22 protein-coding genes are annotated in these 23335 nt (G+C 53.3%); 4 read left to right on the plus strand and 18 right to left on the minus strand.

Annotation, left to right across the window (positions count from 1 at the left end):
- Positions 1 to 52: 52 nt before the first annotated feature.
- The 8 genes from PEL01S_RS15660 to PEL01S_RS15695 all read right to left on the minus strand — a co-directional run bounded on the left by PEL01S_RS15660 (position 53) and on the right by PEL01S_RS15695 (position 8707).
- Positions 53 to 1690, minus strand: coding sequence for a ribonuclease H-like domain-containing protein (locus PEL01S_RS15660; RefSeq protein ID WP_127460945.1), 1638 nt, complete (start codon positions 1688 to 1690; stop codon positions 53 to 55).
- The gene (locus PEL01S_RS15665) at positions 1687 to 3972 is read right to left on the minus strand and encodes a DEAD/DEAH box helicase (protein ID WP_127460946.1); all 2286 of its coding nucleotides are present in this window, start codon (positions 3970 to 3972) and stop codon (positions 1687 to 1689) included. The genes PEL01S_RS15660 and PEL01S_RS15665 overlap by 4 nt, the downstream gene beginning before the upstream one ends.
- 372 nt (positions 3973 to 4344) lie before the next feature.
- On the minus strand, positions 4345 to 4560 hold the full coding sequence (locus PEL01S_RS15670; RefSeq protein ID WP_063180480.1) for a hypothetical protein: 216 nt from the start codon (positions 4558 to 4560) through the stop codon (positions 4345 to 4347).
- Between the two features lie 176 nt (positions 4561 to 4736).
- Positions 4737 to 5702 (minus strand): metal-dependent hydrolase, encoded by a 966-nt coding sequence (locus tag PEL01S_RS15675; RefSeq protein WP_127460947.1) that lies wholly within the window; start codon positions 5700 to 5702, stop codon positions 4737 to 4739.
- A 24-nt stretch (positions 5703 to 5726) separates the two neighbouring features.
- Positions 5727 to 6680 (minus strand): lysophospholipid acyltransferase family protein, encoded by a 954-nt coding sequence (locus PEL01S_RS15680; protein WP_127460948.1) that lies wholly within the window; start codon positions 6678 to 6680, stop codon positions 5727 to 5729.
- Between the two features lie 136 nt (positions 6681 to 6816).
- Positions 6817 to 7467, minus strand: a complete 651-nt coding sequence (locus tag PEL01S_RS15685; RefSeq protein WP_239551109.1) for a GNAT family N-acetyltransferase — start codon at positions 7465 to 7467, stop codon at positions 6817 to 6819.
- 189 nt (positions 7468 to 7656) lie between these two features.
- The gene (locus PEL01S_RS15690; protein ID WP_127460949.1) at positions 7657 to 8349 is read right to left on the minus strand and encodes an LrgB family protein; all 693 of its coding nucleotides are present in this window, start codon (positions 8347 to 8349) and stop codon (positions 7657 to 7659) included.
- A complete protein-coding gene (locus PEL01S_RS15695) occupies positions 8336 to 8707 on the minus strand; it encodes a CidA/LrgA family protein (RefSeq protein ID WP_063180469.1) in 372 nt (123 codons plus the stop codon). The genes PEL01S_RS15690 and PEL01S_RS15695 overlap by 14 nt, the downstream gene beginning before the upstream one ends.
- Before the next feature lie 157 nt (positions 8708 to 8864).
- Between PEL01S_RS15695 and tlp the strand changes: the two genes are divergently transcribed.
- Positions 8865 to 9086, plus strand: a complete 222-nt coding sequence (tlp, locus tag PEL01S_RS15700) for a small acid-soluble spore protein Tlp (RefSeq protein ID WP_010494137.1) — start codon at positions 8865 to 8867, stop codon at positions 9084 to 9086.
- A 105-nt stretch (positions 9087 to 9191) separates the two neighbouring features.
- On the opposite strand, the gene rnz is transcribed toward tlp, so the two are convergent.
- Together rnz and metH are read right to left on the minus strand one after the other, a co-directional pair.
- On the minus strand, positions 9192 to 10160 hold the full coding sequence (gene rnz, locus PEL01S_RS15705) for a ribonuclease Z (RefSeq protein ID WP_127460950.1): 969 nt from the start codon (positions 10158 to 10160) through the stop codon (positions 9192 to 9194).
- 148 nt (positions 10161 to 10308) lie between these two features.
- Positions 10309 to 13743 carry a methionine synthase gene (gene metH, locus PEL01S_RS15710; RefSeq protein ID WP_127460951.1) on the minus strand — a complete coding sequence of 1145 codons (3435 nt, stop codon included), beginning with the start codon at positions 13741 to 13743 and terminating at the stop codon, positions 10309 to 10311.
- Between the two features lie 282 nt (positions 13744 to 14025).
- Between metH and mtnD the strand changes: the two genes are divergently transcribed.
- Positions 14026 to 14568: an acireductone dioxygenase gene (gene mtnD, locus PEL01S_RS15715; RefSeq protein ID WP_127460952.1), complete on the plus strand. Its 543-nt coding sequence runs from the start codon at positions 14026 to 14028 to the stop codon at positions 14566 to 14568.
- A 124-nt stretch (positions 14569 to 14692) separates the two neighbouring features.
- On the opposite strand, the gene PEL01S_RS15720 is transcribed toward mtnD, so the two are convergent.
- The 4 genes from PEL01S_RS15720 to PEL01S_RS15740 all read right to left on the minus strand — a co-directional run bounded on the left by PEL01S_RS15720 (position 14693) and on the right by PEL01S_RS15740 (position 17032).
- Entirely contained in the window at positions 14693 to 15490 is a 798-nt protein-coding gene (locus PEL01S_RS15720; RefSeq protein ID WP_108529799.1) for an HAD family hydrolase, read from the minus strand.
- A 40-nt stretch (positions 15491 to 15530) separates the two neighbouring features.
- Entirely contained in the window at positions 15531 to 16046 is a 516-nt protein-coding gene (locus PEL01S_RS15725; protein ID WP_174806952.1) for a hypothetical protein, read from the minus strand.
- Positions 16047 to 16306: 260 nt separating this feature from the next.
- A complete protein-coding gene (locus PEL01S_RS15735; protein ID WP_063180459.1) occupies positions 16307 to 16501 on the minus strand; it encodes a DUF896 domain-containing protein in 195 nt (64 codons plus the stop codon).
- A 156-nt stretch (positions 16502 to 16657) separates the two neighbouring features.
- On the minus strand, positions 16658 to 17032 hold the full coding sequence (locus tag PEL01S_RS15740) for a LysM peptidoglycan-binding domain-containing protein (protein WP_239551107.1): 375 nt from the start codon (positions 17030 to 17032) through the stop codon (positions 16658 to 16660).
- A gap of 146 nt (positions 17033 to 17178) precedes the next feature.
- Between PEL01S_RS15740 and lexA the strand changes: the two genes are divergently transcribed.
- A complete protein-coding gene (lexA, locus tag PEL01S_RS15745; protein ID WP_063180457.1) occupies positions 17179 to 17799 on the plus strand; it encodes a transcriptional repressor LexA in 621 nt (206 codons plus the stop codon).
- A gap of 176 nt (positions 17800 to 17975) precedes the next feature.
- Here the strand turns inward: lexA and glnA are convergent, their stop codons facing one another.
- From glnA to hflX, 4 genes are all read right to left on the minus strand, one after another.
- Entirely contained in the window at positions 17976 to 19313 is a 1338-nt protein-coding gene (gene glnA, locus PEL01S_RS15750; RefSeq protein WP_010494148.1) for a type I glutamate--ammonia ligase, read from the minus strand.
- A gap of 93 nt (positions 19314 to 19406) precedes the next feature.
- On the minus strand, positions 19407 to 19820 hold the full coding sequence (locus PEL01S_RS15755; protein WP_010494149.1) for a MerR family transcriptional regulator: 414 nt from the start codon (positions 19818 to 19820) through the stop codon (positions 19407 to 19409).
- 169 nt (positions 19821 to 19989) lie between these two features.
- Positions 19990 to 21240: a methionine gamma-lyase family protein gene (locus PEL01S_RS15760; protein WP_127460953.1), complete on the minus strand. Its 1251-nt coding sequence runs from the start codon at positions 21238 to 21240 to the stop codon at positions 19990 to 19992.
- A 1-nt stretch (position 21241) separates the two neighbouring features.
- Positions 21242 to 22567: a GTPase HflX gene (gene hflX, locus PEL01S_RS15765; protein WP_127460954.1), complete on the minus strand. Its 1326-nt coding sequence runs from the start codon at positions 22565 to 22567 to the stop codon at positions 21242 to 21244.
- 329 nt (positions 22568 to 22896) lie between these two features.
- On the opposite strand from hflX, the gene PEL01S_RS15770 reads away from it, so the two are divergent.
- Positions 22897 to 23280, plus strand: coding sequence for a DUF1259 domain-containing protein (locus PEL01S_RS15770; protein ID WP_063180451.1), 384 nt, complete (start codon positions 22897 to 22899; stop codon positions 23278 to 23280).
- Positions 23281 to 23335: the final 55 nt, after the last annotated feature.

The raw sequence follows: 23335 nt of genomic DNA on the forward strand, positions 1-23335 counted from the left end.
CCTTTCGGATCATGATCTTACCATGTATTTCCACCCCAAAGCAAAATTATACTTACAGTGGCATAGAAAGCTGTTCCGCCGCAGACAGGCCGGATTTTCTTTTTCTTGTTGATTGAGGAACGCGGGATACGGCAGACGATGCCCCCTGAACCGGAGCTGATGCCGAGGCTTGGCCGGATGACCTAACGGATAGCTTTGCGCTTGACTTCGGCGGCAGGAGGGAATCGAACGGTTCGGGCTCTATAGCCTCAGTAACACGTATCGCACGAGTGGAGGAGGCCGTTTTCCGCCGCAGCCGTTCGATTCGCTTGCGCAGGCTAACGGCATCGGCATCCTCCTCCCGCTCCTCTTTTTCCCTCGTACGCTTGCCACTCTGTGCGATCGGCTTGCGTTCCCTGCTCCGCTTCAAGGCATCTCGCCGCCAAAGATGGTCAAGCGCTTCCTGAGCATAGGCAAGAGCGCGCTCCCACTGTTTTTCCTTATGCTCATAGTACATGGACAGCTCGATATATGGTTCCAGCGAAGACGTTGCACGATCGCCCTTCAGGGCGATATACCGGCTCCAAAGCGAACAGGCTTGCGTATAGCGTCCCCGTCGCTTGTAAAATTGCGCAAGCGGCAGCAGGCACGGTTCTTCGGAAGCAAGCTCGTCCGCAGCGAGAAGCTCTTCGCTCAGCGCGTTCATCACGGTGTCAGCCATGTCGCTTCGACCGATTTTATCGAGCCACAGGCCGAGCCGAAAGCATTCCTCTAAACCGAACAACCTTGCACAAGACCAATCATGGGAACCGTTCAACAAGCAGGCAAAATGAACGGCGAGGCCCGCCAGCGACAGCACGTCCAGCTCATTATGCACGAACACGCCTTCCAAAACGGAAGGATCGAGCTGGGCCAAATATTGAAAATAAAGCGTCGGTGCGAGCGAGCCCGGCACGTCTTCTTCGCGGCGGACGCCAAGCCGCTCTTCCTCAACCTTGCCTAGTCGGCAGGAGGGCAGCGTATGCTTCCACAAGCTGCGGGACGGATGCAAAAAATCGATGTGTCCCGCAGGCTCAACGGCCAGCTCCATCCGGTTCATGATATAGCGGTTTTTGACAATCGGCCAATCGAACGATTTGCCGTTATAAGAGATTAACACCGGATGCGCAGCAAGCTTTTGCTCCAAATAGGCCAGCATCGCCGACTCTTCGCCGGGGTGCCGGATCAGCATCTGCTCGATATGATATTGATTGCCTTGGTAAAATCCGACTCCAACCATAAACGGCACGTTGCCTGCCCCATGCCCCAGCCCTGTCGTCTCGGTATCCAGAAAGAGCAGCCGTTCGTGGAATGGAGCGGCCGCACGGTTTGACGTAGCACTGCCTACCGTTGGCTCCAGCAGCGCGAACAACTCCTCTGCGCAGGACGATAAACGGCTAAGCTCATACTGCCCGTGACGAAACCCCGTTTCATACGTGCGGCGGCGGATGACAAAATCGCCCCATTCCGTATGCTCCATGGCCGCACCTACAACCGACCATTCGTCAACCTCCGCCGCGGACTCTGGCTTACTCTCGCCGTGAGCCGCCTGGCCCTCTTCGGCCGACCCAAGCGGTTCCTCTCCCACGTGAATTTTGGCTTCTTCCTCGCGTTCCTGCGTACCCGCTATCGATTTTTTGTGCCGCAGCAGCCTTTCCTTAAGCGAGCTCATCGCGAAACCTCCAGCTGCTTCAGCAACCCAAGCGACAGCTGCTTCCCGGTTAGCCCGACTTCTTCAATCGGCCCGATACAGGCCGGACAGCCGCTCAAGCAGCCGCACGACGAAATCAAGCGCTGCGCTTCGGCCAGCAGCTCCCCGTGCACTTCGTACAGCCGCTCGCTAAGCCCTACGCCGCCCGGGTAACGATCATAGAAAAAGATCGTTGGCTGCTTGTTATGCACCGCCTTCACTTGCGGGACGACGCGGATGTCATGCGGGTCGCACATCAAATAAAGCGGCGCAATGTGCACGAGCACGTTCGCCAGCCCCAGCAGCGCAAACTGCATATCGTTCACCGTCATGCCTGCGGCAATCTCGTCGTCGAACGTGAACCAGTAAGAGCTCGTATGCAGCTCCTCCTCCGGCAGATGAATCGGCCCCGATCCGATATTCTCGTGGGTCCGCAACTTGATTTTTTTGAAAATCGTCGCCTTCGCGTTCACGGTCACTTCGCCGAACTGCCGCTTGAGCCCCCGGTCAATCGCCTCCCGATGCACATGCAGCACTTTTAACTGGACGGCCAGACTGGCGTCCGTGAAATAATCGACGTCGACCTCGCGTATGTAAGCCTTCTTCTCCTCGTAATCGAGCTTCTCCACCTGATACTGTACACCCTCGTGGATATAGATCGCTTCCTCGTGAATCATCGTCGGGGCGCTGAACCGGTCCACCTCGCCGATGACCCGGGCGCCGTTCGTCATATCGATGATGATGAAATTTTCCTGTGCGGCCGATCGCAAGCTGATGTCATGCGCCGGAAACGACTGCTCCATCCAATGCCACCTGTTTTTTACCCTGTGCAAAATACGTTCGTCTGTCAAAAACTCCAAAATATCATGCAGCGACTCGCCGCCAAATTGTTCGTTCTCTTCAAACGGCAGCTCGTAGGCGGCGCATTTGACATGATCAACCAGGATGATGAGGTTATCCGGCTCGATCAGTGCCCGCTCCGGCGGACGCTCGAAAAAAAATCTGGGGTTCTGGATCATATATTGATCCAGCGGATTGCTGCTCGCCACGAGGAACGTGACGGAGCTTTCCTGCCGTCTCCCGGCGCGGCCCGACTGCTGCCACGTGCTTGCGATGGTGCCGGGATAGCCGTTCAGCACGCACGCCTGCAGCTGTCCGATATCGATCCCGAGCTCCAGCGCGTTTGTGCTGACGACGCCGCGGATCTCTCCACTGCGCAGCCCCCGCTCGATTTCGCGCCGCAGCTTGGGCAGATACCCGCCGCGGTAACCGCGGATCGATTTCGTGCCCAACTCGTGGGTGACCAGCTCCTGCAAATACGTAAGCAAAATTTCGACCCGCACGCGGCTCCGCGCGAATACGATCGTTTGAATGCCCTGGCGCAGCAGCATCGCGGCGATTTTCCTCGTCTCCAGCACACTGCTCTTGCGGATACCAAGCTGCTGGTTGACGACGGGTGGATTGTAGAAGACAAAGTGCTTCTCGCCCGCGGGCGCGCCGTTGTCGTTGACAAGGGATACGCTTTCCCCGATCAGCCGCTCCGCGTGCTCCTTCGGATTGTCGATCGTCGCCGAAGCGCAAATAAACTGCGGATTCGAGCCGTAAAAGCGGCAAATCCGCTTAAGACGCCGGATCACGTTCGCCACATGGCTGCCGAACACGCCGCGATAAGAGTGAACCTCGTCAATGACAATAAATTTTATATTTTCAAACAGCTTCACCCACTTCGTGTGATGCGGCAAAATCGCGGAGTGCAGCATATCCGGGTTCGTCACGACGATGTGCCCGGCATTGCGAATGGCTTGGCGTACGGTCGGTGGTGTATCCCCGTCGTACGTATGAGTCTTGATATCGGCGCCCATAATATTCGCCAGCTCTTGAAGCTCGGCCACCTGGTCTTGCGCCAGCGCTTTGGTCGGAAACAAATAGAGCGCACGCGCGCTCTCGTCTTTCAATATGCCCTCCAGCACCGGCAGGTTGTAGCACAGCGTCTTGCCCGAGGCGGTCGGGGTCACGGTCACGACGTGCCGCCCCGCGCTTACTTCATGAAACGATTGGGCTTGATGCGTATATAATTGTCCGATGCCCCGGGTGAGCAATGCTTCCCGCAGCCCGGCGTGCAAGCCTTCCGGGAATGACTCGTACCGCCCTTCCCGCGGCGGAATCGTATGCCAGTAAGTCACCTGGGACATTAGCTCAGACGACGAACGGATCAAACCGATCATTTCTTCGATGGAAGAAACCTTGCCAGTCAAACGGTTCATAAATGCAGCTCCTTTTGACGGTAACGTTCCTTTCATTATATCGAATGCATGTTCGCGTGACAATCTCTTTTCTTAGCGGAGCTGGTCGAATGGGATCGGAATGACACGTCTAATCGGTGTTGAAACTTGAAGAAAGCATGTCGCATCCTGCGCTTTCCCGGGAAAGTTTTTCGTTGCAGAGTCGTCTGTAAAAGAGGGCAGCTTGATTTTGAGGGAAAAGTGATACTTTCAATGAAGGTCGGCTTGATGCGATGCAAATCTTATTGGAGAATAATCCGTGGTGAAACCGGCAAGCGGCAGTCGAGCAGAATTGCCTTGGCCTGCCGCCCTTCGTACCGGCTGGTCCCGATAACTCTATACGCATGGATCAACTTAGAGCACATCGGAAGAATCGTCGTAGTCGAATCTTATGCCGTCATGCATAGACACCTTATGAATCGAAGCTGAGTTCATGGCCGCATTTGCGCTCATTTGGAGCTTGCCCAGCACTTCCTGAAACGGCTGCGCCTTGGCGCCGCTTGATTGCGACCGAATGGCAAGCTGCAGCGCCTGCTCGATCACGGCGATATCGTGGCTTGTAAAATCCATTCCGTCAACCTCCCCATGCTTGGTTGTTTACTGAACTATTCTATCCCGATCGTTTTTTATTCATACCTCGGAACAAAACCGTTTTTCCAATTGTTTCTCGGGCATACAACACTTCGCAGCTTTGATGACCTGCGGTCCGACCTTTTTCATCAAATTTCTGCAATCCCCCGAGCGGTTTACACATACGGCGGGTCCCATGCTTTTTTCCTCCAGCCGAGCGATTGACTGACGACCTTAAGATCCCGGTCGAGCGTTACGTCCACCCCAAAGGGCAGCTCGTGATTGTGCCAAAACCGCATATCCCGCCATCGGACCTCATAACCGTCCTGCCTCTCGGTACAAGTCACATGCACGCGCTGCGCAAAGTGCAAAAACGCCCGCACGCCATCAACCGCTCGCGTCGCCTCTACGGCCATGCCGCCTTCGGTATGTTTGGCATAAATATCTTTGACCGTCAGCTCCTTGCCTTGAACGGTTCCCGTATAAAAAGCGTCGCTGCTCTCAAGCACAAACTGCCAGCGAAACCAGTGCAGACTCGGGACGATGTGACATACCCCCTCCAACCCAAGCCGCATTCTTACAAAACGGACTACACCTTGGTGATGAAGCAGCCGTCCTCCGATATATACAAACGTAAACGAATAAATCCACAAAAACATCCATCCCGGATTACTCCCCGTCACCAGCCATACTATCAAGCCTGCCGCATGCGTCACAAACAGCACCGGTTCGAACAACGGGAGCGCATCAAGGTGATGCCAGCGCTGCGAGAACGGACGAAAGCACTGGACGCCGTAAGCATTGAGCCAATCCAGAAAAACGTGGAAAACGACCGCCGCCATCGCCCAAGCGAAAACAAGCGGCTCATACTCCCATACCCCGAAGCCCCAAGCGATCGGAACGGACAGCACTAGCGGCCATAAAAGCAAAGCCGGAAGCGAATGCGTAATTCCCCGATGCACCCGAATGTAAGCGGCATAGCCCCGAACCCGGGCAACCGTATCGAAATCCGGCGCATGCGAACCGATCAACGCGGCTGTCAGCACCGCATGCAGCAGCGCCGGTTCTTGGGCCACTTCCGGCTGAAGCATAGCCAAACCGGCCAATGTAGCACCAAACAACAGATGACTTCCGGTATCCATGATGCTATACGCCTCCTTCGCTTGTCACGCCGTATGCGTCTTCCGCCGCTCCTGCTCTGTATGAACCCCTGCCCCTCCACCTTGCTCGATTTCCCAGCGCTCCTCGGCATTAAACCAATAGAACCATTGTTCGGGCCGCTCCCGAATAATCCGCTCCATGAAACGGTTCAGCACATTCGTCGCCTCTGTCCGCGTCGCCTTCGTGAACGAAGAAGAAAGATACAGCGGAGCTTCGAACCTCATCCGGTGTAGCCATCCGCGCTCGCGCCATCCGCTGAATGGAATAATCGGCACTCCCTGTTCGATCGACAGCGTCGAAGCACCCTCGGGTGTTCGCGTCATCCGGCCGAAGAAACGGGCGGGCGGAAACGTCGGACGCCAGAAATCCCCCAGCAAAAAGACGACGCCCCCCGCCTGCAAATGCTTCCGCAGCTTACGAAGCAGCTCCAGCGGCGGTGTGCTATCATAGTCGAGCCCCGGACAGCCCATGTCGAGAAACTTCAAATACAGCGGCCGCAGCTCCGGACTACCGCCGGTGGCAACGGTAAGACACGAATACTTCCGGCACAAATACCAATAGTAGTAAAAAAAGTTACCAGCATGTGGGGTATATACAATCGCACCGCGGCCCAGACGCAGCGCCTCTTCCAGGTACGCTTCCCCTTCCGTCCGAAACCGCCATTTCTCGCTGCCCGGCAGCCGGTGCGATTCCAGCAATATTTCATAAAGCGCAAAGATGACATTTTCGGTATAGTGAAATCCGGCCTTCCTGATCTGCTGAGCCGAACGCTCAGGCAACAGCTCCTTCATGTTGCCCTGCACCTTGCGTCTTAACTCTGAACCGGCGCAGCTATACAACAGCAGAGCCGCCATTCGGCAGAGCGCAGCCAGTACGCTTCTCGGCAGCAGACCGCACCGTCGCGCCCAACGCTCGCACGCTTGCCTGTCTGTGGTCACTTTGGCAATCCATTCGTACAAGCTCCCAGCCCCCTTATCCGTTTAGGAAATGCTTCTTATATCTGCGGGTGATCCGGTCCTTTTCCAGCACGATAAAGAAATCTACCGTATCGAAAAGGCTGTCGTACGCCGGGTCGCCGCCAATCTCTGCCCCAAGCTATTGATAGCCCTTCATCAGCGGGGGCAGCCTACGGAAAATTTCTTTCTCAGTCAACTCCGATTCGATCGTCCTCAGCCCCCGAATCCGGTGCGTTTCCAACGGACGGATACCGTATCGTTCCGTAATGACCTGCTTGCTGCGGAGCATCGTATAGATCAGATTCAGCTCCTCCAAATTCGGGAGACGCAAACTGGCGCAGCCGATCAAATAGCGGTAATTCAGCTCGGTCATATACGCGGCAATGCCCTCCCACAGCATTTGAATCGCTCTGCTTCCGCGGTAGGCCGGTGCAATACAGCTTCTCCCGAGCTCCAGTGTCTGGCGCTTCAGCGAATCGAACGCGTGCAGATCAAATTCGGTTTCCGAGTAAAATCCGATGCCCGAGGTCGCCCGCTCTCCCGGCAGAAGCCGGTACGTGCCGACAACCTCTCCCGTGATTACATCTTTGACGATCAGATGGTCGCAATAAGCATCGTAAATATCCCGCTCCAATCCGTTCTCAGTTCGCATCTTCATGTTCTTCTCTTCTTCCACAAAAACCTGATACCTCAGACGCAGTGCCTGCTCCACTTCAAAGTCAGTTTCTGCCAGCTTTACGGTTAAGATGGACGGCTCGCTTGCGACTTGACTTGCTGCTTGTCGGATCATCGTCAACACGCCTTTCTCCAAGTAAAGGTTGATGGGATGAAAGTTACAGCTTTAGGGTAGCAGACGATTATTAGGATAGCGTTTTCGCGGTGTAAAGCTTTTGTAAGGCTTCGCCCGGCTTGTCCGGCTGTCCGGCACAAAAAAGAAGCCGTTCGCAGAACGGCTCCTTTCAATAATGAAGTGTAAACGTCACCGCAACCACCCATACAGCGGAATAAACAGCAACGATGTCAAAATCGCCGCAGCGCCCATCGCGAAGCCGCTGACGCCGCCCGCCAGCTCCGAATCGCGGATGATCCGCGCCGTGCCGATGCCGTGCGACGAAGTGCCGATGGCGGTCCCGATCGAGATGTCGTCGCGCACGCCTGCCAGCCGCAGCAGCCCCGGTCCGAACATGCTTCCGATCAAGCCGGTCAGAACGGTCAGAACGGCGGTTAGCTCGGGAATCCCTCCCGCTTGCCGGGAAATCTCAAGCGCAATCGGCGAAGTGACCGACTTGGGCATCATGGTCACAAGCAGTTCGCGGCTGCCTCCCAGCACCCAGACGAGTCCGGCAGCCAGCAACAGCGCGCTGATTGAACCCGCGGTGATGCCCGCAGCAATCGGCAATAGGGCATTGCGAATGCGCTGCGCGTTTTTGTACAGCGGGATGCCGAGCGCTACCGTCGCGGGACCGAGCAGGAACACAATGTAATCTCCGCCTTTTCGGTATGCATCGTAAGGCACATTCGTGACGAGCAGGAAGGCGATCACAAGCGCCGAGCACGTCAGCAGCGGATGAAGCGCTTTCCATCGCTGCTGCAGCACAAGCGCAAATACATAAGCCAGCACCGTCAGAGCGATTCCGAACAGCGGCTGCTCCGTCCATTCACGGAACGTCATGACGACGATTCCCCTCCTTCCGTGCGCGTCCACCGCCAAAGAGCTTCGCCGTCCAGCCTGTGACGAGCAGCACCCCGAACGTGCTGGCAAACAAGCTGACCAGGATAGTCACTGCCTGCTCACCAATCCAAGAAAAAAACACCATCGTCCCAACGACAATCGGCGCAAAGAGCAACAGCATATGCTTAATCAAAAAGCCGCCGGCCTCCTCTACCCATTCCACCTTGACCCATTTCAGAAACAGACTAGCCGTAAACAAAATCAAACCGATGACGTTAGCCGGAAGCGGAAGCTTTAAGCCGAGCTGCAGAATCGTTCCCAGCAAATAAAAACCGAGCAAGATGGCAAAACCGCGCATCAGGAGACGCCTCCCCTCTCCCCTAAAATATCAGCCCGTTTCCGCTAGTATGCCAAATATGATGCTTTCATGCATATTCCGGCACGGACAGTGGCACCGTAAAGATGGTGCGCTATCCAAGCGCCATACTTTTACAATAAAGGAGCTTGATGGGACTATGGCAAAACCGGACAACCGTGCCGACAACGTGGAGCATTTGCAAAACAGCATCGACCACACGATTGAAAACATGAATGAAGCCGAAGACTATTTGAGCGAGCATGCCGACGAAATTAGCCCGCAGGAACGGGAGCAAATCGAGTCCAAAAACGAACGCCGTCGTGAAAGCTTGGACGCCTTCCGTTCGGAAATTAAGGACGAAGCCGAACATCAACAATAATTGCAGCCCGTCAACGAGGCATGATACAAAAACCTCCGGCTCCTTGCAGACCTATTGTAAGGAACGGAGGTTTTTGTCATATCGGCGATATGATACGGACCACACTTACAGCGGAGCCGCTTCACCGGCAGCCAACGACGGTTTTCGCACCGGGATGTCCAAACGAAAATGATCGTGCGCAAGATAAGTTTCATCATGAACCGTTCGCGCTTCTTCCTGCAGCCGTTCGGCTTCCGCGTCCTGATACCGGGAGCTGATATGGGTCAGAACCAGCATTTTGGCCCCTGCTTCTTGGGCAGTCCGAGCCGCATCCATCGCTGTGGAATGATCATATTGCATCGCAAGCTCCTTACGGTCCTCCGCAAAGGTCGCTTCGTGCACCAGCACATCCGCCTGGCAGGCAAGCGTGACGGCATGTTCGCAAGGCTGAGTATCGCCAAGGATCGTCACGATCCGGCCGGGAACCGGAGGACCGATAAAACGGCTGGCTTCAAGCACGGTGCCGTCCTCCAGCGTAACGGCTTCGCCTTTCTTGATTTTGCCGTACAGCGGTCCCGAAGCGATGCCGAGCTCCTTCAGCTTTGCCGCGTCAAGCTTCCCCTTCTGCGGCTTTTCTTCGATCCGGTAGCCATAGCTGTCGACCCGGTGAACCAGCGGAGCGGCCTTCACAATGAACTGCTCATCCTCGTACAGCACGAACTCGGCCTTCTCTTCGAACTCCACGATTTTGGTCTGGTAGCCTAGGTGGGAATCGCTGATTCGAAGCGCCGTTTCTACAAACTCCCGGATGCCTACCGGCCCGTAAATCGTAAACGGCGTATCCCCACCTTGGTAAGAACGGCTCGACATGAGCCCCGGAAGGCCGTAAATGTGATCACCGTGCAGATGAGTAATAAACAGCTTTTCCAGCTTGCTGATTTTGACCGGTGCCCGTAATATTTGATGCTGCGTCCCTTCCCCGCAGTCGAACATCCAATAGACGTTCCGTTCCGCAAGCAAATTCAGCATGACGGAGGTGACATTCCGCTCTTTGGAAGGCATACCGGCACCTGTCCCCAGAAAATACAGCTCCAAGCTCCATCAACCCCATTTCTATCGTTCCGATTGGTAAGAAAGCTTACATACCTTCGTACTTCGGCGAAAGCAAGCTTTTTCATTCTTCTTAAACAAAAGAGTGGAGCGACCAAGGCCCCACTCCTTTTATAGCATACCCAAAAAACGGTTAGGCGTTGAAATAACGAGCCTGCGGATGCGCAAACACGATAGCCGACACGGATGCCTCCGGCTCCATCATGCTGCCTTCTGTCAAATGAACACCGATATCCTCCGGCTTCAGCAAAGCAAACAGCTGCTGCTGATCGTCGAGGTTCGGACACGCCGGATAGCCGAACGAGAACCGCTGGCCGCGGTACTTGGCTCCGAAGCGCTCCTGCATCGTCATTTCGGCCGGGTCCGGGAAGCCCCAGACGTCGCGCATCATTTGGTGAATACGCTCGGCGAACCCTTCGGCAGCTTCGAGAGCCGCAGCTTGCAGTGCATGCGAACGCAAGTAGTCGCCTTTATCCCGCCATTGGGTTGCAAGATCGCTGACGCCATGTCCCGCCGTCACGACGAGGAAGCCAACGTAATCCATAATTCCGCTGTCTACCGGCTTAAGGTAGTCCGCAAGACACAAGTACGGCTCCTTTTCCTGTCGCGGGAAGGTAAACTTCTGAAGCACTTTCGTATGATCCTTAGGATCGTAGACGAGCACATCGTTGCCGTCCGATTGTGCAGGGAAGAAACGGTACATGCCGTGTGCTTGAAGAATACCATTCTTCTGTGCCTCCGCTAACAGCTCATCAACGGTCTCTTTAAGCTGCAGCGCCTTCGGATCTTTGTCGGCCAGCAATTGGTCGATTTTCCCCTTCAAGCCAAGATGATGCCCAAGCAGCATCTGCATGTTGATATACGGGATCAAATGGCTTATAGGGTAGTCGCGCAGCACACGGCGCTCCAAGCTCGGCGGCACCTGCACCGGAACGTTCCGGTCTACCGACGACGTTCTAACGCGGGTCAAGGCCGGCATTTGCTCTTCTTTGCGGCCGGATTCCTTTACATCGGATTCCATGCTGTCCCGAAGTTCCCGGACCAGCTGCTTCCGCTGCTCGGGGTCGCTCAGCTTGTTCGCAATATCCAGCCCGTCCATCGCGTCTTTGGCGTATAATACCAAACCGTCATACTCCGGCGCAATACGCGTCTTGGTGAACTTCCGGGTCAAAGCCGCGCCACCCACCATAATCGGCACGTCGATGCCGGCCGTCTTCAAATCCTGCGCCGTAACGATCATTTGCTGCGCCGATTTGACGAGCAGACCAGATAGACCGATTGCATCCGGCCGCTCCTTGCGGTAAGCGTCGATCAACTGCTCCGGCGGAACTTTAATGCCCAAGTTGATGATCTGATAGCCGTTGTTGGACAAAATAATCTCAACCAGGTTTTTGCCGATATCGTGCACATCGCCCTTGACCGTGGCCAAAATGATTTTTCCTTTCACGGCGCTTTCCGATTTTTCCATGAACGGCTCCAAATGAGCAACGGACGCCTTCATGACCTCGGCGCTTTGCAGCACCTCCGCCACGATCAGCTCGTTATTGTTGAACAGCCGGCCGACTTCCTCCATCCCTTTCATCAGCGGACCGTTAATAATATCGAGCGGCTTGTATTTTTGCAGCGCTATGTCCAAATCCGCAATCAGTCCGTCCTTCGTGCCTTCGACAACGTAAGAGGCCAGCCGTTCTTCCAGCGTTAGATTCGAAATCTTTTCCTTCTTCTCGACCTTCTTCGTACGGAAGTGCGCTACGAATTCGGCCAGCGTTTCGTCGTTCGTATTGTAGATCAGGCTTTCGGCAAGACGGCGCTCTTCTTCCGGTATGGACGCATAACGCTCCAGCTTTTCCGTATTGACGATCGCATAGTCCAGACCGGCTTTCGTACAATGGTACAAAAAGACGGCGTTCAGCACCTCGCGGCCCGCTTCCGGCAAACCGAACGATACGTTGCTGAGGCCGAGAATCGTCTCGGTGTCAGGCATCGCTTCTTTAATTAACCGAATTCCTTCGATCGTCTCCTTAGCAGAGCCGATATATTGCTGATCCCCCGTTCCGACCGGGAAAACAAGCGGGTCAAAAATGATATCGTTCGGATGCATGCCATACTTGTTCACCAGCAAATCATAGGATCGCTTGGCTACTTCAAGCTTGTCGGCGGCCGTAATGGCCTGCCCCCGCTCGTCAATCGTGCCGACGACAGCAGCCGCGCCGTATTTATGAATAATCGGTACGACCTTCTCGAACTTCTCTTCCCCGTCCTCCAGGTTGATCGAGTTGATGATCGCTTTCCCTTGCGAATATTTGAGCCCCAGCTCAATGACCCGATAATCCGTGGAATCGAGCATAAGCGGCACTTTCACTTTTTTGACGACAAGCTCCAAAAACTGCTGCATATCGCTCATTTCGTCGCGATCCGGGTCCTGCAGACAGACGTCAATGACATGCGCGCCGCCTTTTACCTGCGCCCGGGCAATCTCGGACGCTTCCTCATACTTGCCTTCGACAATAAGCCGCTTGAACTTCCGCGATCCGAGAACGTTCGTCCGCTCCCCGACCATGTAAGGGCGGTTCGCATCTTCAATGTAAACCGTCTCAATGCCGGATACTGCGGGCGGGTGCTCTCCCCGGTGACTGCGCGGCTGGTACTGGCCAAGCGTTTCGGCCATCGCGCGGATATGATCCGGCGTCGTTCCGCAGCAGCCGCCGGCAATATTCAGCCAGCCCTGCTCGGCAAAGCCTGCCAGCTTCATGGCAAGCGATTCCGGCGATTCGTGGTACTGTCCGTTCTCGTCCGGCAGACCGGCGTTCGGATAGCAGCTTACCGCCGTCCCTGCAATATCGGCCAGCGTCCGGATATGGTCGCGCATGAACTCCGGTCCGGTAGCACAGTTCAATCCGACCGAAATTGGTTCAAGATGCTCAAGCGAAATATAGAACGACTCAATATTTTGACCGGCCAGCGTCGTGCCCATCGGCTCGATCGTACCGGAAATCATGAGCGGCAGCTTGCGGCCTTCCATCTCAAACGCTTTACGGATACCAATGCTGCCGGCTTTGACGTTCAACGTATCCTGCGACGTTTCGAGCAGCAGCGCGTCCACGCCCGCCTCCATCAGCGCAAGCGCTTGTTCGTAGTAGCTGTCCACGAGTTCGTCGAAGGTGACTCCGCCGGTTACGGAAAGCGTCTTCGTCGTCGGCCCCATTGCACCGATAACGTATCTCGGCCATTCCGGGGTACTATATTTTTCAGCCGCTTCGACGGCCAGCTTCGCCGCTGCCAGGTTAAGCTCCCGCGCGCGGTCCTGTAGATCATATTCTGCCAGTACGACGCTTGTTGCGCCGAACGTATTCGTCTCTACCATATCAGCACCGGCCGCAAAATACGCTTCATGGATTTTACGGATGACGTCAGGACGGGTTACCACCAAAATTTCGTTGCAGCCATCCAACTCGTCGCCGCCGAAATCGTCTGCGGTTAAATTCTCCTGTTGGATCATTGTTCCCATGGCGCCGTCTAAAATCATAATTTTTTTCTGTAATTGGTCTTGTAATAATGGCTTGCTCATCCGTGATCCCCTTTCACCCTGCCGCCCCGCTCCGTTGTATATTGGGGTCGGATACTCATGCAGCCGATCTATGGTTCTCGCACCGTACTGCGCATAATACTCACAAATTATGTAACCTTAAGTGTATCAGAAACGATACATGTTGAAAAGCAATTGTGACAAAATTCAGCACTTATCTAATGAATCCTATCGGATTTATCTGTATTATACATCGACAGATGCGTCCCCTTCCACTATAATAAGAAGCAGAAGTCACGAATTCAAGAAGGAAGAGGGAGAACTATGGCAGAAATTCGCATTCGCAACACTAACGAGCGCATCTCGGGCGAAGCCAACGTAAAAGCATTTTTAGAGAAGCAAGAGGTGCTTTATGAGCATTGGAACGCCGCTAAACTGCCCGCAGAGCTTCAAGGGAAGTTTTCGTTGACGGACGAGGAAAAATCGCAGATTTTGGCTACCTTCGATGAAGAAATCCGCGATCTGGCGAGCCGCCGCGGTTACCAGACGTGGGACATCGTTGCATTGTCCGACGCCACCCCGAATTTGGATGAACTGCTCAAAAAATTCGAACAGGTGCATACGCATACGGAAGACGAAGTTCGCGCCATCACGGCCGGCAAAGGAATTTTCATCATTAAAGGGACAGACGATGTCGGTTATTTTGACGTTGAACTGGAAGCCGGTGACGTGATCTCGGTTCCGGAGCATAAGCCGCATTTCTTCACCTTGATGGAAAACCGTCAAATCGTGGCCGTCCGTCTGTTCATCGAAACCGAGGGCTGGATCGCACATCCGTTCGAAGACCCGACTTTCCAAAAAGCGTAAGCGGAACTTATAAATCAAGCAGCAAGCCCCTTGTCAAAGGCGGCTTGTTTTATTATTTAAAACGTAGTGAAAAACCCGCCATATAAATGACGGGTTTTTCGGCTAGGTAAAATGAGTGCTGATTCTAAGCTTCCAAGGAATCAATGATCTTTTGAATATCCCGAAGGCTCGTAATTTCGTGCGCCGGAGTAATCTCGTCCGATAACGAGAGCCCATGGCGGTTAATCCACATATTCCGCATTCCAATCGAGTTGGAGCCCAAAATATCCGTTGTCAGCTTGTCCCCGATCATGACGCCTTCCTCAGCCGAAATGCCAAGCAGTTGCATCGCATGCTCGAAAATCGATACCGCAGGCTTTCCTTCGCCAAACTCGCCGGAAATAATAATATGATCGAAATAAGGAGCAAGCTGCGGAACGCCCGCCAATTTCTCTTTTTGCAGATCGGGCGAACCGTTCGTAAGCAAAAGCAGCTTGTACTTCCCTTTCAGTTGCTCCAATACCTCGAACGTCTCTTCGTAAACGATCGGACGGTTTCTTCGCTCAGCCGGAAACATCTCCGCCAGCTTCAGTCCCAGTTCGGCATCCTCTATCCCCAAAGCCTTTAAGCCGCGGGTCCACGAATCCCGCTGATAAGACGGGGCCAACGATTGAAGCTTGCGGAACTCTTCCTGCTCTCCTTCGACAAACCGGGCCCACAGCCCTTCAAACGGGTTAATACCGATTTTTTTAGTAAACGGGAACGTCTCGAACGATTCGTACAATGCCCGAGCTTCGCGTCTTACTGCGTCTTCGAGCTGGGCGGGATCGATGTCGTAATGCTTGGCAGCCTCGCTGCAGGTCGCCTGAAACGCTTCCTTTACACTGCGCTCGTCCCAGAGCAGCGTATCGTCCAAATCAAAAAGCACTGCTTTGATTGCCATAAGCCGGATTCCTCTTCTCTCCAGTGATGTCGATTCTGTCTTAAGATTCTTGCTTAAATGCCACTTGATTTTTTTGAGCAAATTCTTGAAGCTTCTCCCCTGCCGCCTCTACGGGGAATTGATGATAAAATTTCGTGTATCCCCAGCGGGCGCCTTTCGGCTTTAAGGTAATAAAGATCGAATCCTTCGTCACGGAAATTTCGTCGATCATATCCGCACTCATGGTCCGGTCTCCGCCGAAACGACGAGAGGTAAGCGAATCCGGGCCTATTTTCAACAGTGGCCGACGGACCCAATAAATCAACAGCGCAAGGAAAATATAGCTCGCGCCCGTGAACCAGTACATCTGATCCTGCCCCGCTTGACCACGGAATATAATGAAGCAGAAGATCCCGGTGGCGACCAATATCAATGGAAGAAACCAGCTTCGTCCTTTAAAGGTAACCGAGTTGTCGGAAGCGCTTGATTCCGCAATCGTTTCCTTGCCGCTCTTTTTGCGCTGAACATTCGTTACTTTCGTATTTTTGCGAACCATGCGTTGCCATTTCCGCGACATAGCTGAGCCCCTTTGTCCATTCTTTCTACACTTACTGTTAACTCATCGTTCCCGATCAATTTCGTCAACCGAATACGCCCAAATACGCCAAAAAGTTGGAGCATCCAATATACCGCGCTTTTCCAGCGGCTACTAGATCATCCAACGTATAGTGCGTATCTCAATTGGATTTAACTCCAATCCCGGACTTGAACTCTGAAACAGATGATGTTGTTCCGGCGCCCGGAAACGCTGTATCAGTGAAGCAAGTCCCCTCTTCCTTACTTCTTCTCGTCCTCGTCCACGAATTTAATGTTGTCCAGTTGAGAACGCAAGGAGGATTTAAAAGAATCAATATACTTTTTCCTAAGTACGTTGCGCTCATCCATTTCTTCTTCCGTCAATCCTTCGGCTTTCGCCTTGCGGGCCAACTCGTTGATCCGCTTCACGGTTATGTCGTGCTCCGATTCAATCATGCTTGTCCTCCTGGTAATGTTAGGTCTCCGTTCGCTAATCCACGAACGAGATGGCTTCATATCAAATTATACTTTGACATTACCGGATTTGAAAGTCAAGGGATTGAGCCAAAGCCTTGCGGAAGAAATTCAGGAAAAGTTAAAAAAGGCCATGTATTATGGAAGCAGCAGCTTTTGCCCTTCGTGAATTGTTACGTTCTTCAAGTTGTTCAACTTCCTTATCTGAAAGACATACTCTCTCAGATCTTGTCCTTTTGCCGCATGCGAAGAAGCAATACTCCACAACGTATCGCCTTGAGTTACAACTACGTAAGCTTGAGCGGATACGGTACTTTTGGCATAAGCGTATGCGTCATCATTTCCTACCCACGCGGATACGGTACCTCCGACAAAGAGCAGCGTCAGTACTGATACAACAAAAATCACAACTCGTACATATGTTCTGTTTTTTTTCACTTTGTAAGAGGGATCTATGGAGACTGCAGCCGAATTACGGTTGAATTGAGCTAACATTTGATTGTTCTGATACATGAATATCATCTCCCAAACATTTGTTCTGTTCTGAATTTAACACGAACAAATGTTTGTGTCAATCCGTTTTTCGAACTTATGTTTGTACGAACTCCGGTTCTGTGTTATACTCCTAAGTAATGATTACCAAAAATGGAGTGATTCATATGGGCAAGATATCCACTCGCCAGCAAGCTATTCTGGAGTTCATCAAGAACGAGGTCAAAGATAAAGGGTATCCTCCGTCCGTTCGGGAAATCGGCGAAGCGGTCGGTCTTGCTTCCAGCTCGACGGTACACGGTCATTTAGAGCGGCTGGAAAAGAAAGGGCTGATCCGGCGCGATCCTACGAAGCCCAGAGCCATTGAGATTTTGGACGGTACGACCGGCGACGGCGCATTCGCAGTATCGGTTTCCCGCGTTCCGCTGATCGGACGAGTTACGGCCGGCGTACCGATTACCGCTACAGAGAACATTGAAGACTACTTCCCGCTTCCGAGCAACTACGTCGGGGACCATAACGTCTTCATGTTGAGCGTCATCGGCGAGAGTATGATCGAGGCGGGCATTCGCAACGGAGACTATGTCATCGTTCGCCAGCAACAAACGGCTAACAACGGCGAGATTGTGGTCGCCATGACCGAGGACGACGAAGCGACTGTCAAAACGTTCTATAAAGAAAAGGACCACATCCGTCTTCAACCGGAAAACCCGACAATGGAGCCGCTCCGACTGAAGAACGTATCGATCCTTGGTAAAGTCATCGGCGTATTCCGCAATATTCATTAATTTCGTTCCCATGTAACCAGAATCAAGACTCCTGATGAAGGAGTCTTTTTTGCTGTCATCCTCTGAGTGTCCGAGCTTGAAATTTCCTTTCAAATCCAAGTCAGCTTTTACATGCACAAAAGCCTCTCATCATGGCTTCACCATCATGAGAGGCTGCTGCTAATACCTGCTAAGTATTAATAAAGGGTCAAATACTGATCGCGTTCCCAAGCGTGAACTTGAGTCCGGTAGATGTCCCACTCGATTTCTTTGAGCTCGACGAAATGCGCGAGAGCATGATCGCCGAGTGCATCGCAGATCACATCGTCGCGAAGCAGCTCATCGATCGCTTGCTTCAAGTCGACCGGCAGGCTTGGGATACCCTGCTCTTCCCGCTCCTCTTCGGACATCACATAGATGTTCCGGTCGGTCGGAGGCGGCAGCTGCATTTTGTTCTTGATGCCGTCGAGCCCTGCTTTAAGCATAACGGCAAGCGCAAGATACGGGTTGGCCGCCGGGTCCGGGTTACGCACTTCCACGCGCGTGCTGAGACCGCGCGAAGCCGGAATGCGGATCATCGGGCTGCGGTTGCTGGCCGACCACGCCACGTAGCAAGGCGCCTCGTAGCCTGGCACCAGACGTTTGTAGGAGTTGACCGTCGGGTTCGTAATGGCCGCAAAAGCGCGGGCATGACGCAAAATACCTGCCATGTATTGTCTGGCCAACGTGCTCAGACCCAGCTTGTCGCTTTCCTCGTAGAACGCATTCTCTTTGCCGCGGAACAGGGATTGGTGGCAGTGCATTCCGGAACCGTTCACGCCGAACAGCGGTTTCGGCATAAAGGTGGCATGCAAGCCATGCTGTCTTGCGATCGTTTTGACAACGAGCTTGAACGTTTGAATCTGGTCGGCCGCTTTGATGGCGTCTGCATATTTAAAGTCGATTTCGTGCTGACCCGGAGCCACCTCGTGGTGAGACGCCTCGATTTCGAAGCCCATCTCCTCCAGCGTCAGTACGATTTCGCGGCGGCAGTTTTCTCCCAAATCCGTCGGTGCGAGATCGAAATAACCGCCCTGATCGTTCAATTCCATCGTCGGATTGCCTTTTTCATCGGTTTTGAACAAGAAAAACTCCGGCTCCGGACCGACATTCATCGAACTGAAGCCCATTTCCTCGGCTTCCTTCAGCATCGATTTCAGAATGCCGCGCGGATCGCCCGGGAACGGCCGGCCGTCCGGCAGGTACACATCGCAAATCATACGGGCAACACGGTCTTCCGTCACCCATGGAAAAACAACCCAAGTATTCAAATCCGGGTATAAGTACATATCGGATTCTTCGATACGAACGTAGCCTTCGATGGAAGAACCGTCGAACATCATTTTGTTGTCGAGAGCTTTCTCCAGCTGACTTACGGGAATTTCTACATTCTTAATCGTACCGAGCAGGTCGGTAAATTGCAGGCGGATGAATCTTACATTTTCTTCCTTGGCGATGCGCAGAATGTCTTCCTTGGTGTATTGTTTATCCGTCACTGTACAATCTCCTCCTTAAACTATGAGACAAATTAACGGAGCGATGTCCGGCAAAGTCGCGAAAGCGCTACCGGAACAGGCCCCGACACAGCATTACTTGCGGAAAAAGCGGGATAATTCGCCCTGAATCAGCGATACCTGATTCGGACGCTTGCCGCCACCCAACAGCTGCTGCTTCAGCATTCTGTGTAGCTGCGTATCGGTCAACTCCCGGCGCTTAACCTCGGTTTGCTCATTCAAGACGGTCGCTTCCTCCGAGTTTTTGTCGACCGGCAGCAGCACCTGCTTAATTCCTGCGATGTTGACTCCCTTTTCAATCAAATCTTTAATCTCGAGCAGTCTCTCGACATCGTTGAACGAATACAACCGCTGGTTGCCTCCCGTTCGGGCCGGAATTACAAGCTCGTGTTGTTCGTAGTACCGGATTTGCCGCGCGGTTAAATCGGTCAGCTTCATTACGATGCCGATGGGAAAAAGCGCCATATTCCTGCGGATATCATCACTCATGACCATCACTCCTAAGCACTTAGAACCTTACCGCTATTGTAACCTTGTTCAAAAAACGTGTCAAGTTATGTAAGGTTTTCGCCTTATGTCAACCCATATTACAGTATATTTTCTCACAAAAAATACGCGGATGACCTGCACCCGCGCATCGAATTACAGACAAACGATGTTATGGCAGCAATCCGCGGTCCATCATATTTTGGATCGCGGTCAACACGCCCATTTTGCAATGCGAATACGTTAACCCGCCTTGCATATAGGCGATGTACGGCTCCCGGATCGGCGCATCCGCCGAAAGCTCCAGACTTCCGCCCTGGATGAACGTGCCCGCAGCCATAATGACCGGATGCTCGTACCCCGGCATGTCCCAAGGCTCCGGGACGACATGGGCATCGACCGCAGCCGCCTGTTGAATCCCCTGTACGAAAGCGATCAAATGCTCCGGCCCCGTGAATTGAACCGCCTGAATCAGATCGGTTCGCGGATCGTTCCAGCGCGGATGCGTCGTGAACCCAAGCTGCTCGAACACCGACGCGGCAAAAACCGATCCCTTGACGGCCTGCCCTACCAGATGAGGCGCCAGAAACAGCCCTTGGAAAATAGCCCGGGTCGTCCCCAGCATGGCGCCCACCTCGCCGCCGATACCAGGCGCCGTTAAGCGGTAAGAAGCCAGCTCCACGTAGCGGCTCTTGCCCGCGACGTAGCCTCCCGTAGCCGCAAGGCCGCCACCGGGATTTTTGATCAGCGACCCGGCCATCAAATCGACGCCGACCTCTGTCGGTTCGGTCAGCTCTGTAAATTCCCCGTAGCAGTTGTCGACAAATACAATGACGTCCGGCTTGATTTCTTTGACGAACCGCACCATCTCTCCGATTTGCGCTACGGTGAACGACGGACGCCAAGCGTAGCCACGGGAACGTTGAATGCCGATCACCTTCGTCCGAGGTGTAATGCGCTCCGCAACCGCGGCAAAATCCGGGGACCCGTCCTCCAGCAACGCGACCTCCTGGTAAGCAATGCCCCAATCCTGAAGCGAGCCTTGCCCGTCACCCGGCTTGCCGATCACTTTATGCAGCGTATCGTAGGGCCGTCCGGTCATCATGAGCAGCTCGTCTCCCGGACGAAGCACCCCGAAGAGCGCCGTGCCGATCGTGTGCGTTCCCGAAACGAAATGCGGCCGGACAAGCGCGGCCTCGGCGCCGAACACGTCGGCGTACACCAGATCGAGCACCTCCCGTCCCCGGTCGTTATAGCCGTAGCCTGTCGAGCCTGCAAAATGATAATCGCTCACTTTATGCTTCTGAAAAGCGCGGATGACCTTCCATTGGTTCCGGTCGATCACGCGGTCAATCTCTTTCAATTTCCCCTCGATTTGCAGCTCGGCCTGCTCCATCAGGCCAAGCACCTTCTCCTTAAACATCCTACCATGTCTCTCCCTTGGGTTCCTCTTGCGTTGGGCGCGCTTCATCGTAAGCGGCGAGCAGATAACCGATTTTGTCGTATTCTTTGTTGTTCACCCGGACCTTGAACCGCATCTCTTCCCCATCCACTTCATTTTCCAACACCTCGCCCACCCGATAGACGAGCGAGATCAGATCGCCTTTGTCTGCCGGTATGCGGTAGGTTCGGCTTGTGCCCATGAAACGGGATTCGATCAGCTCAACAAGCAGGCTTAAGTCTTCTTCCCGGTAAGCCGAGATGCGGACAAACGGTCCGTCGGTCGTCAGCAGCTCTTTCTGCTCAGGGGAGCAAAGGTCGGTTTTGTTAAACACCGTCACGCGTTCTTTTCCATGAGCCCCCAATTCTTCCAATACTTGATCGACGACCTTCATTTGCGCGGCCATCATCTCGGACGAGCTGTCGACGACATGGAGGATCAGATCCGCTTCGCAAGCCTCCTCCAGCGTCGCCCGGAAGGCCGCGACCAGATCGTGAGGCAGATTTTGAATAAATCCGACCGTATCGGTGACGACGATCTCCATACCGCCCGGCAGCTCAAGCGAGCGCGAAGTCAGATCGAGGGTTGCAAACAGCTGGTTCTCGACATAAACGTCGGCATGAGTCAATTGCCGAAGCAAAGTGGATTTTCCGGCGTTTGTATAACCGACCAAAGCCACTTGAAACACGCCGGTCTTTTTGCGGCGCTCCCGGTGCAGGCTGCGATGCCTGACCACCTCTTGCAGCTGCCGCTTCAGCTCTGCGATTCGCTCGCGGATATGACGTCGGTCCGTCTCCAGCTTCGTTTCCCCGGGACCCCGCGTCCCGATGCCGCCTCCGAGACGGGACAAGTTTTTGCCTTGTCCGTACAGCCTCGGCAGCAGGTAGCTGAGCTGGGCAAGCTCGACCTGAATAATCCCTTCCCGCGTCTTCGCCCGCTGCGCAAAAATGTCCAGAATGAGCTGCGTTCGGTCAATAATTTTGACATCCAAATACTGCTCGAGATTGCGCACCTGCGCGCCGGACAGCTCCTGATCGAAGATGGCGGTATTGCCGCCGGTTTGCTCCAGCATCGCTTTCAACTCTTCGGCTTTACCTTTGCCGATGAACCATTTGGAGTCGGTATACTCCTTATTTTGCGTTAGCGTGCCGAGCACCTCGACCTGGGCCGTCTCAGCCAAGCTGATCAGCTCCGCGAGCGAATGGTCGGGATCGTACAGTTCTTGTTTTTTAAGCTGCGGCGTGACCAGACTGACCAGCACCGCGCGGTCTTGAATTTCTCCCGTTACTTCGTGAATCGTTTTTTTCATATAAGTTTAATTATCTCCTTTGGGGTTTAGCGTTCCAGCCTTTGTCGACCACCAAATTTTAAACCAATTTCGATTCCATCTTCAAGGAATAAAACTTTTTCTATAAATACTTGAACTATGTATTTTGTTTTTTTGAACAGATTACGCGCTATTTTCTTTAATTATCATTCTAATGATCTTCTTCTGGTTTTATACCGACAAGCCTCTCATGTCAACAAAAATCCGGCGAGTTTAATCTGCTACATTTTTTAGACAGCTACAAACGCTCATACCAAGATGCTTCTTGCTTCATATGGTAAACCATCCACGTCTGAAGGGAGGTTCAGAAGATGAAAATTTCCAAAGCCCTTTGCAACCGTCTGGCAACCATTCTGGGCGGGAAAGGCATGTCCGATGGTAAAAGCTGCTCTATTATGATCGAAAGAAAATTAAATGCCACAATTTTGGGCAGACCTTACCAAACGGAACATGAAATTACGATTCAATCTCTCAAAAACGGGACTACATTAAATACCGGTGAAATCACGCTTTTGCAATCGGAAGTACAGCGTTTTATCGATGCAGCCCGAAGACGCAATTTTAAAGTAACCGCAATACACAACCATTGGTTATTTGAGAAGCCTCGCTTGATCTATCTTCATTTGGAAAATATCGAAAATCCTATTATATTTGCAAGAAAGCTAAGATCGGCTCTAAACGTTTTGAAAAAATAGTTGGTGATAAGGAACTAGGTTGTTCAGACGACCTAGTTCTTGTTAATCCAAAAAG

The sequence above is a fragment of the Paenibacillus elgii NBRC 100335 genome (genome assembly GCF_004000865.1).
Classification (GTDB): domain Bacteria; phylum Bacillota; class Bacilli; order Paenibacillales; family NBRC-103111; genus Paenibacillus_G; species Paenibacillus_G elgii.

Excerpts from the sequence above, each read along its gene's own strand:
- PEL01S_RS15660 (WP_127460945.1), bottom strand. The coding sequence starts at position 1,690 with ATGAGCTCGCTTAAGGAAAGGCTGCTGCGGCACAAAAAATCGATAGCG.
- PEL01S_RS15665 (WP_127460946.1), bottom strand. The coding sequence starts at position 3,972 with ATGAACCGTTTGACTGGCAAGGTTTCTTCCATCGAAGAAATGATCGGT.
- PEL01S_RS15670 (WP_063180480.1), bottom strand. The coding sequence starts at position 4,560 with ATGGATTTTACAAGCCACGATATCGCCGTGATCGAGCAGGCGCTGCAG.
- PEL01S_RS15675 (WP_127460947.1), bottom strand. The coding sequence starts at position 5,702 with ATGGATACCGGAAGTCATCTGTTGTTTGGTGCTACATTGGCCGGTTTG.
- PEL01S_RS15685 (WP_239551109.1), bottom strand. The coding sequence starts at position 7,467 with ATGATCCGACAAGCAGCAAGTCAAGTCGCAAGCGAGCCGTCCATCTTA.
- PEL01S_RS15690 (WP_127460949.1), bottom strand. The coding sequence starts at position 8,349 with ATGACGTTCCGTGAATGGACGGAGCAGCCGCTGTTCGGAATCGCTCTG.
- PEL01S_RS15695 (WP_063180469.1), bottom strand. The coding sequence starts at position 8,707 with ATGCGCGGTTTTGCCATCTTGCTCGGTTTTTATTTGCTGGGAACGATT.
- tlp (WP_010494137.1), top strand. The coding sequence starts at position 8,865 with ATGGCAAAACCGGACAACCGTGCCGACAACGTGGAGCATTTGCAAAAC.
- metH (WP_127460951.1), bottom strand. The coding sequence starts at position 13,743 with ATGAGCAAGCCATTATTACAAGACCAATTACAGAAAAAAATTATGATT.
- mtnD (WP_127460952.1), top strand. The coding sequence starts at position 14,026 with ATGGCAGAAATTCGCATTCGCAACACTAACGAGCGCATCTCGGGCGAA.
- PEL01S_RS15720 (WP_108529799.1), bottom strand. The coding sequence starts at position 15,490 with ATGGCAATCAAAGCAGTGCTTTTTGATTTGGACGATACGCTGCTCTGG.
- PEL01S_RS15725 (WP_174806952.1), bottom strand. The coding sequence starts at position 16,046 with ATGTCGCGGAAATGGCAACGCATGGTTCGCAAAAATACGAAAGTAACG.
- PEL01S_RS15735 (WP_063180459.1), bottom strand. The coding sequence starts at position 16,501 with ATGATTGAATCGGAGCACGACATAACCGTGAAGCGGATCAACGAGTTG.
- PEL01S_RS15740 (WP_239551107.1), bottom strand. The coding sequence starts at position 17,032 with ATGTATCAGAACAATCAAATGTTAGCTCAATTCAACCGTAATTCGGCT.
- lexA (WP_063180457.1), top strand. The coding sequence starts at position 17,179 with ATGGGCAAGATATCCACTCGCCAGCAAGCTATTCTGGAGTTCATCAAG.
- PEL01S_RS15755 (WP_010494149.1), bottom strand. The coding sequence starts at position 19,820 with ATGAGTGATGATATCCGCAGGAATATGGCGCTTTTTCCCATCGGCATC.
- PEL01S_RS15760 (WP_127460953.1), bottom strand. The coding sequence starts at position 21,240 with ATGTTTAAGGAGAAGGTGCTTGGCCTGATGGAGCAGGCCGAGCTGCAA.
- hflX (WP_127460954.1), bottom strand. The coding sequence starts at position 22,567 with ATGAAAAAAACGATTCACGAAGTAACGGGAGAAATTCAAGACCGCGCG.
- PEL01S_RS15770 (WP_063180451.1), top strand. The coding sequence starts at position 22,897 with ATGAAAATTTCCAAAGCCCTTTGCAACCGTCTGGCAACCATTCTGGGC.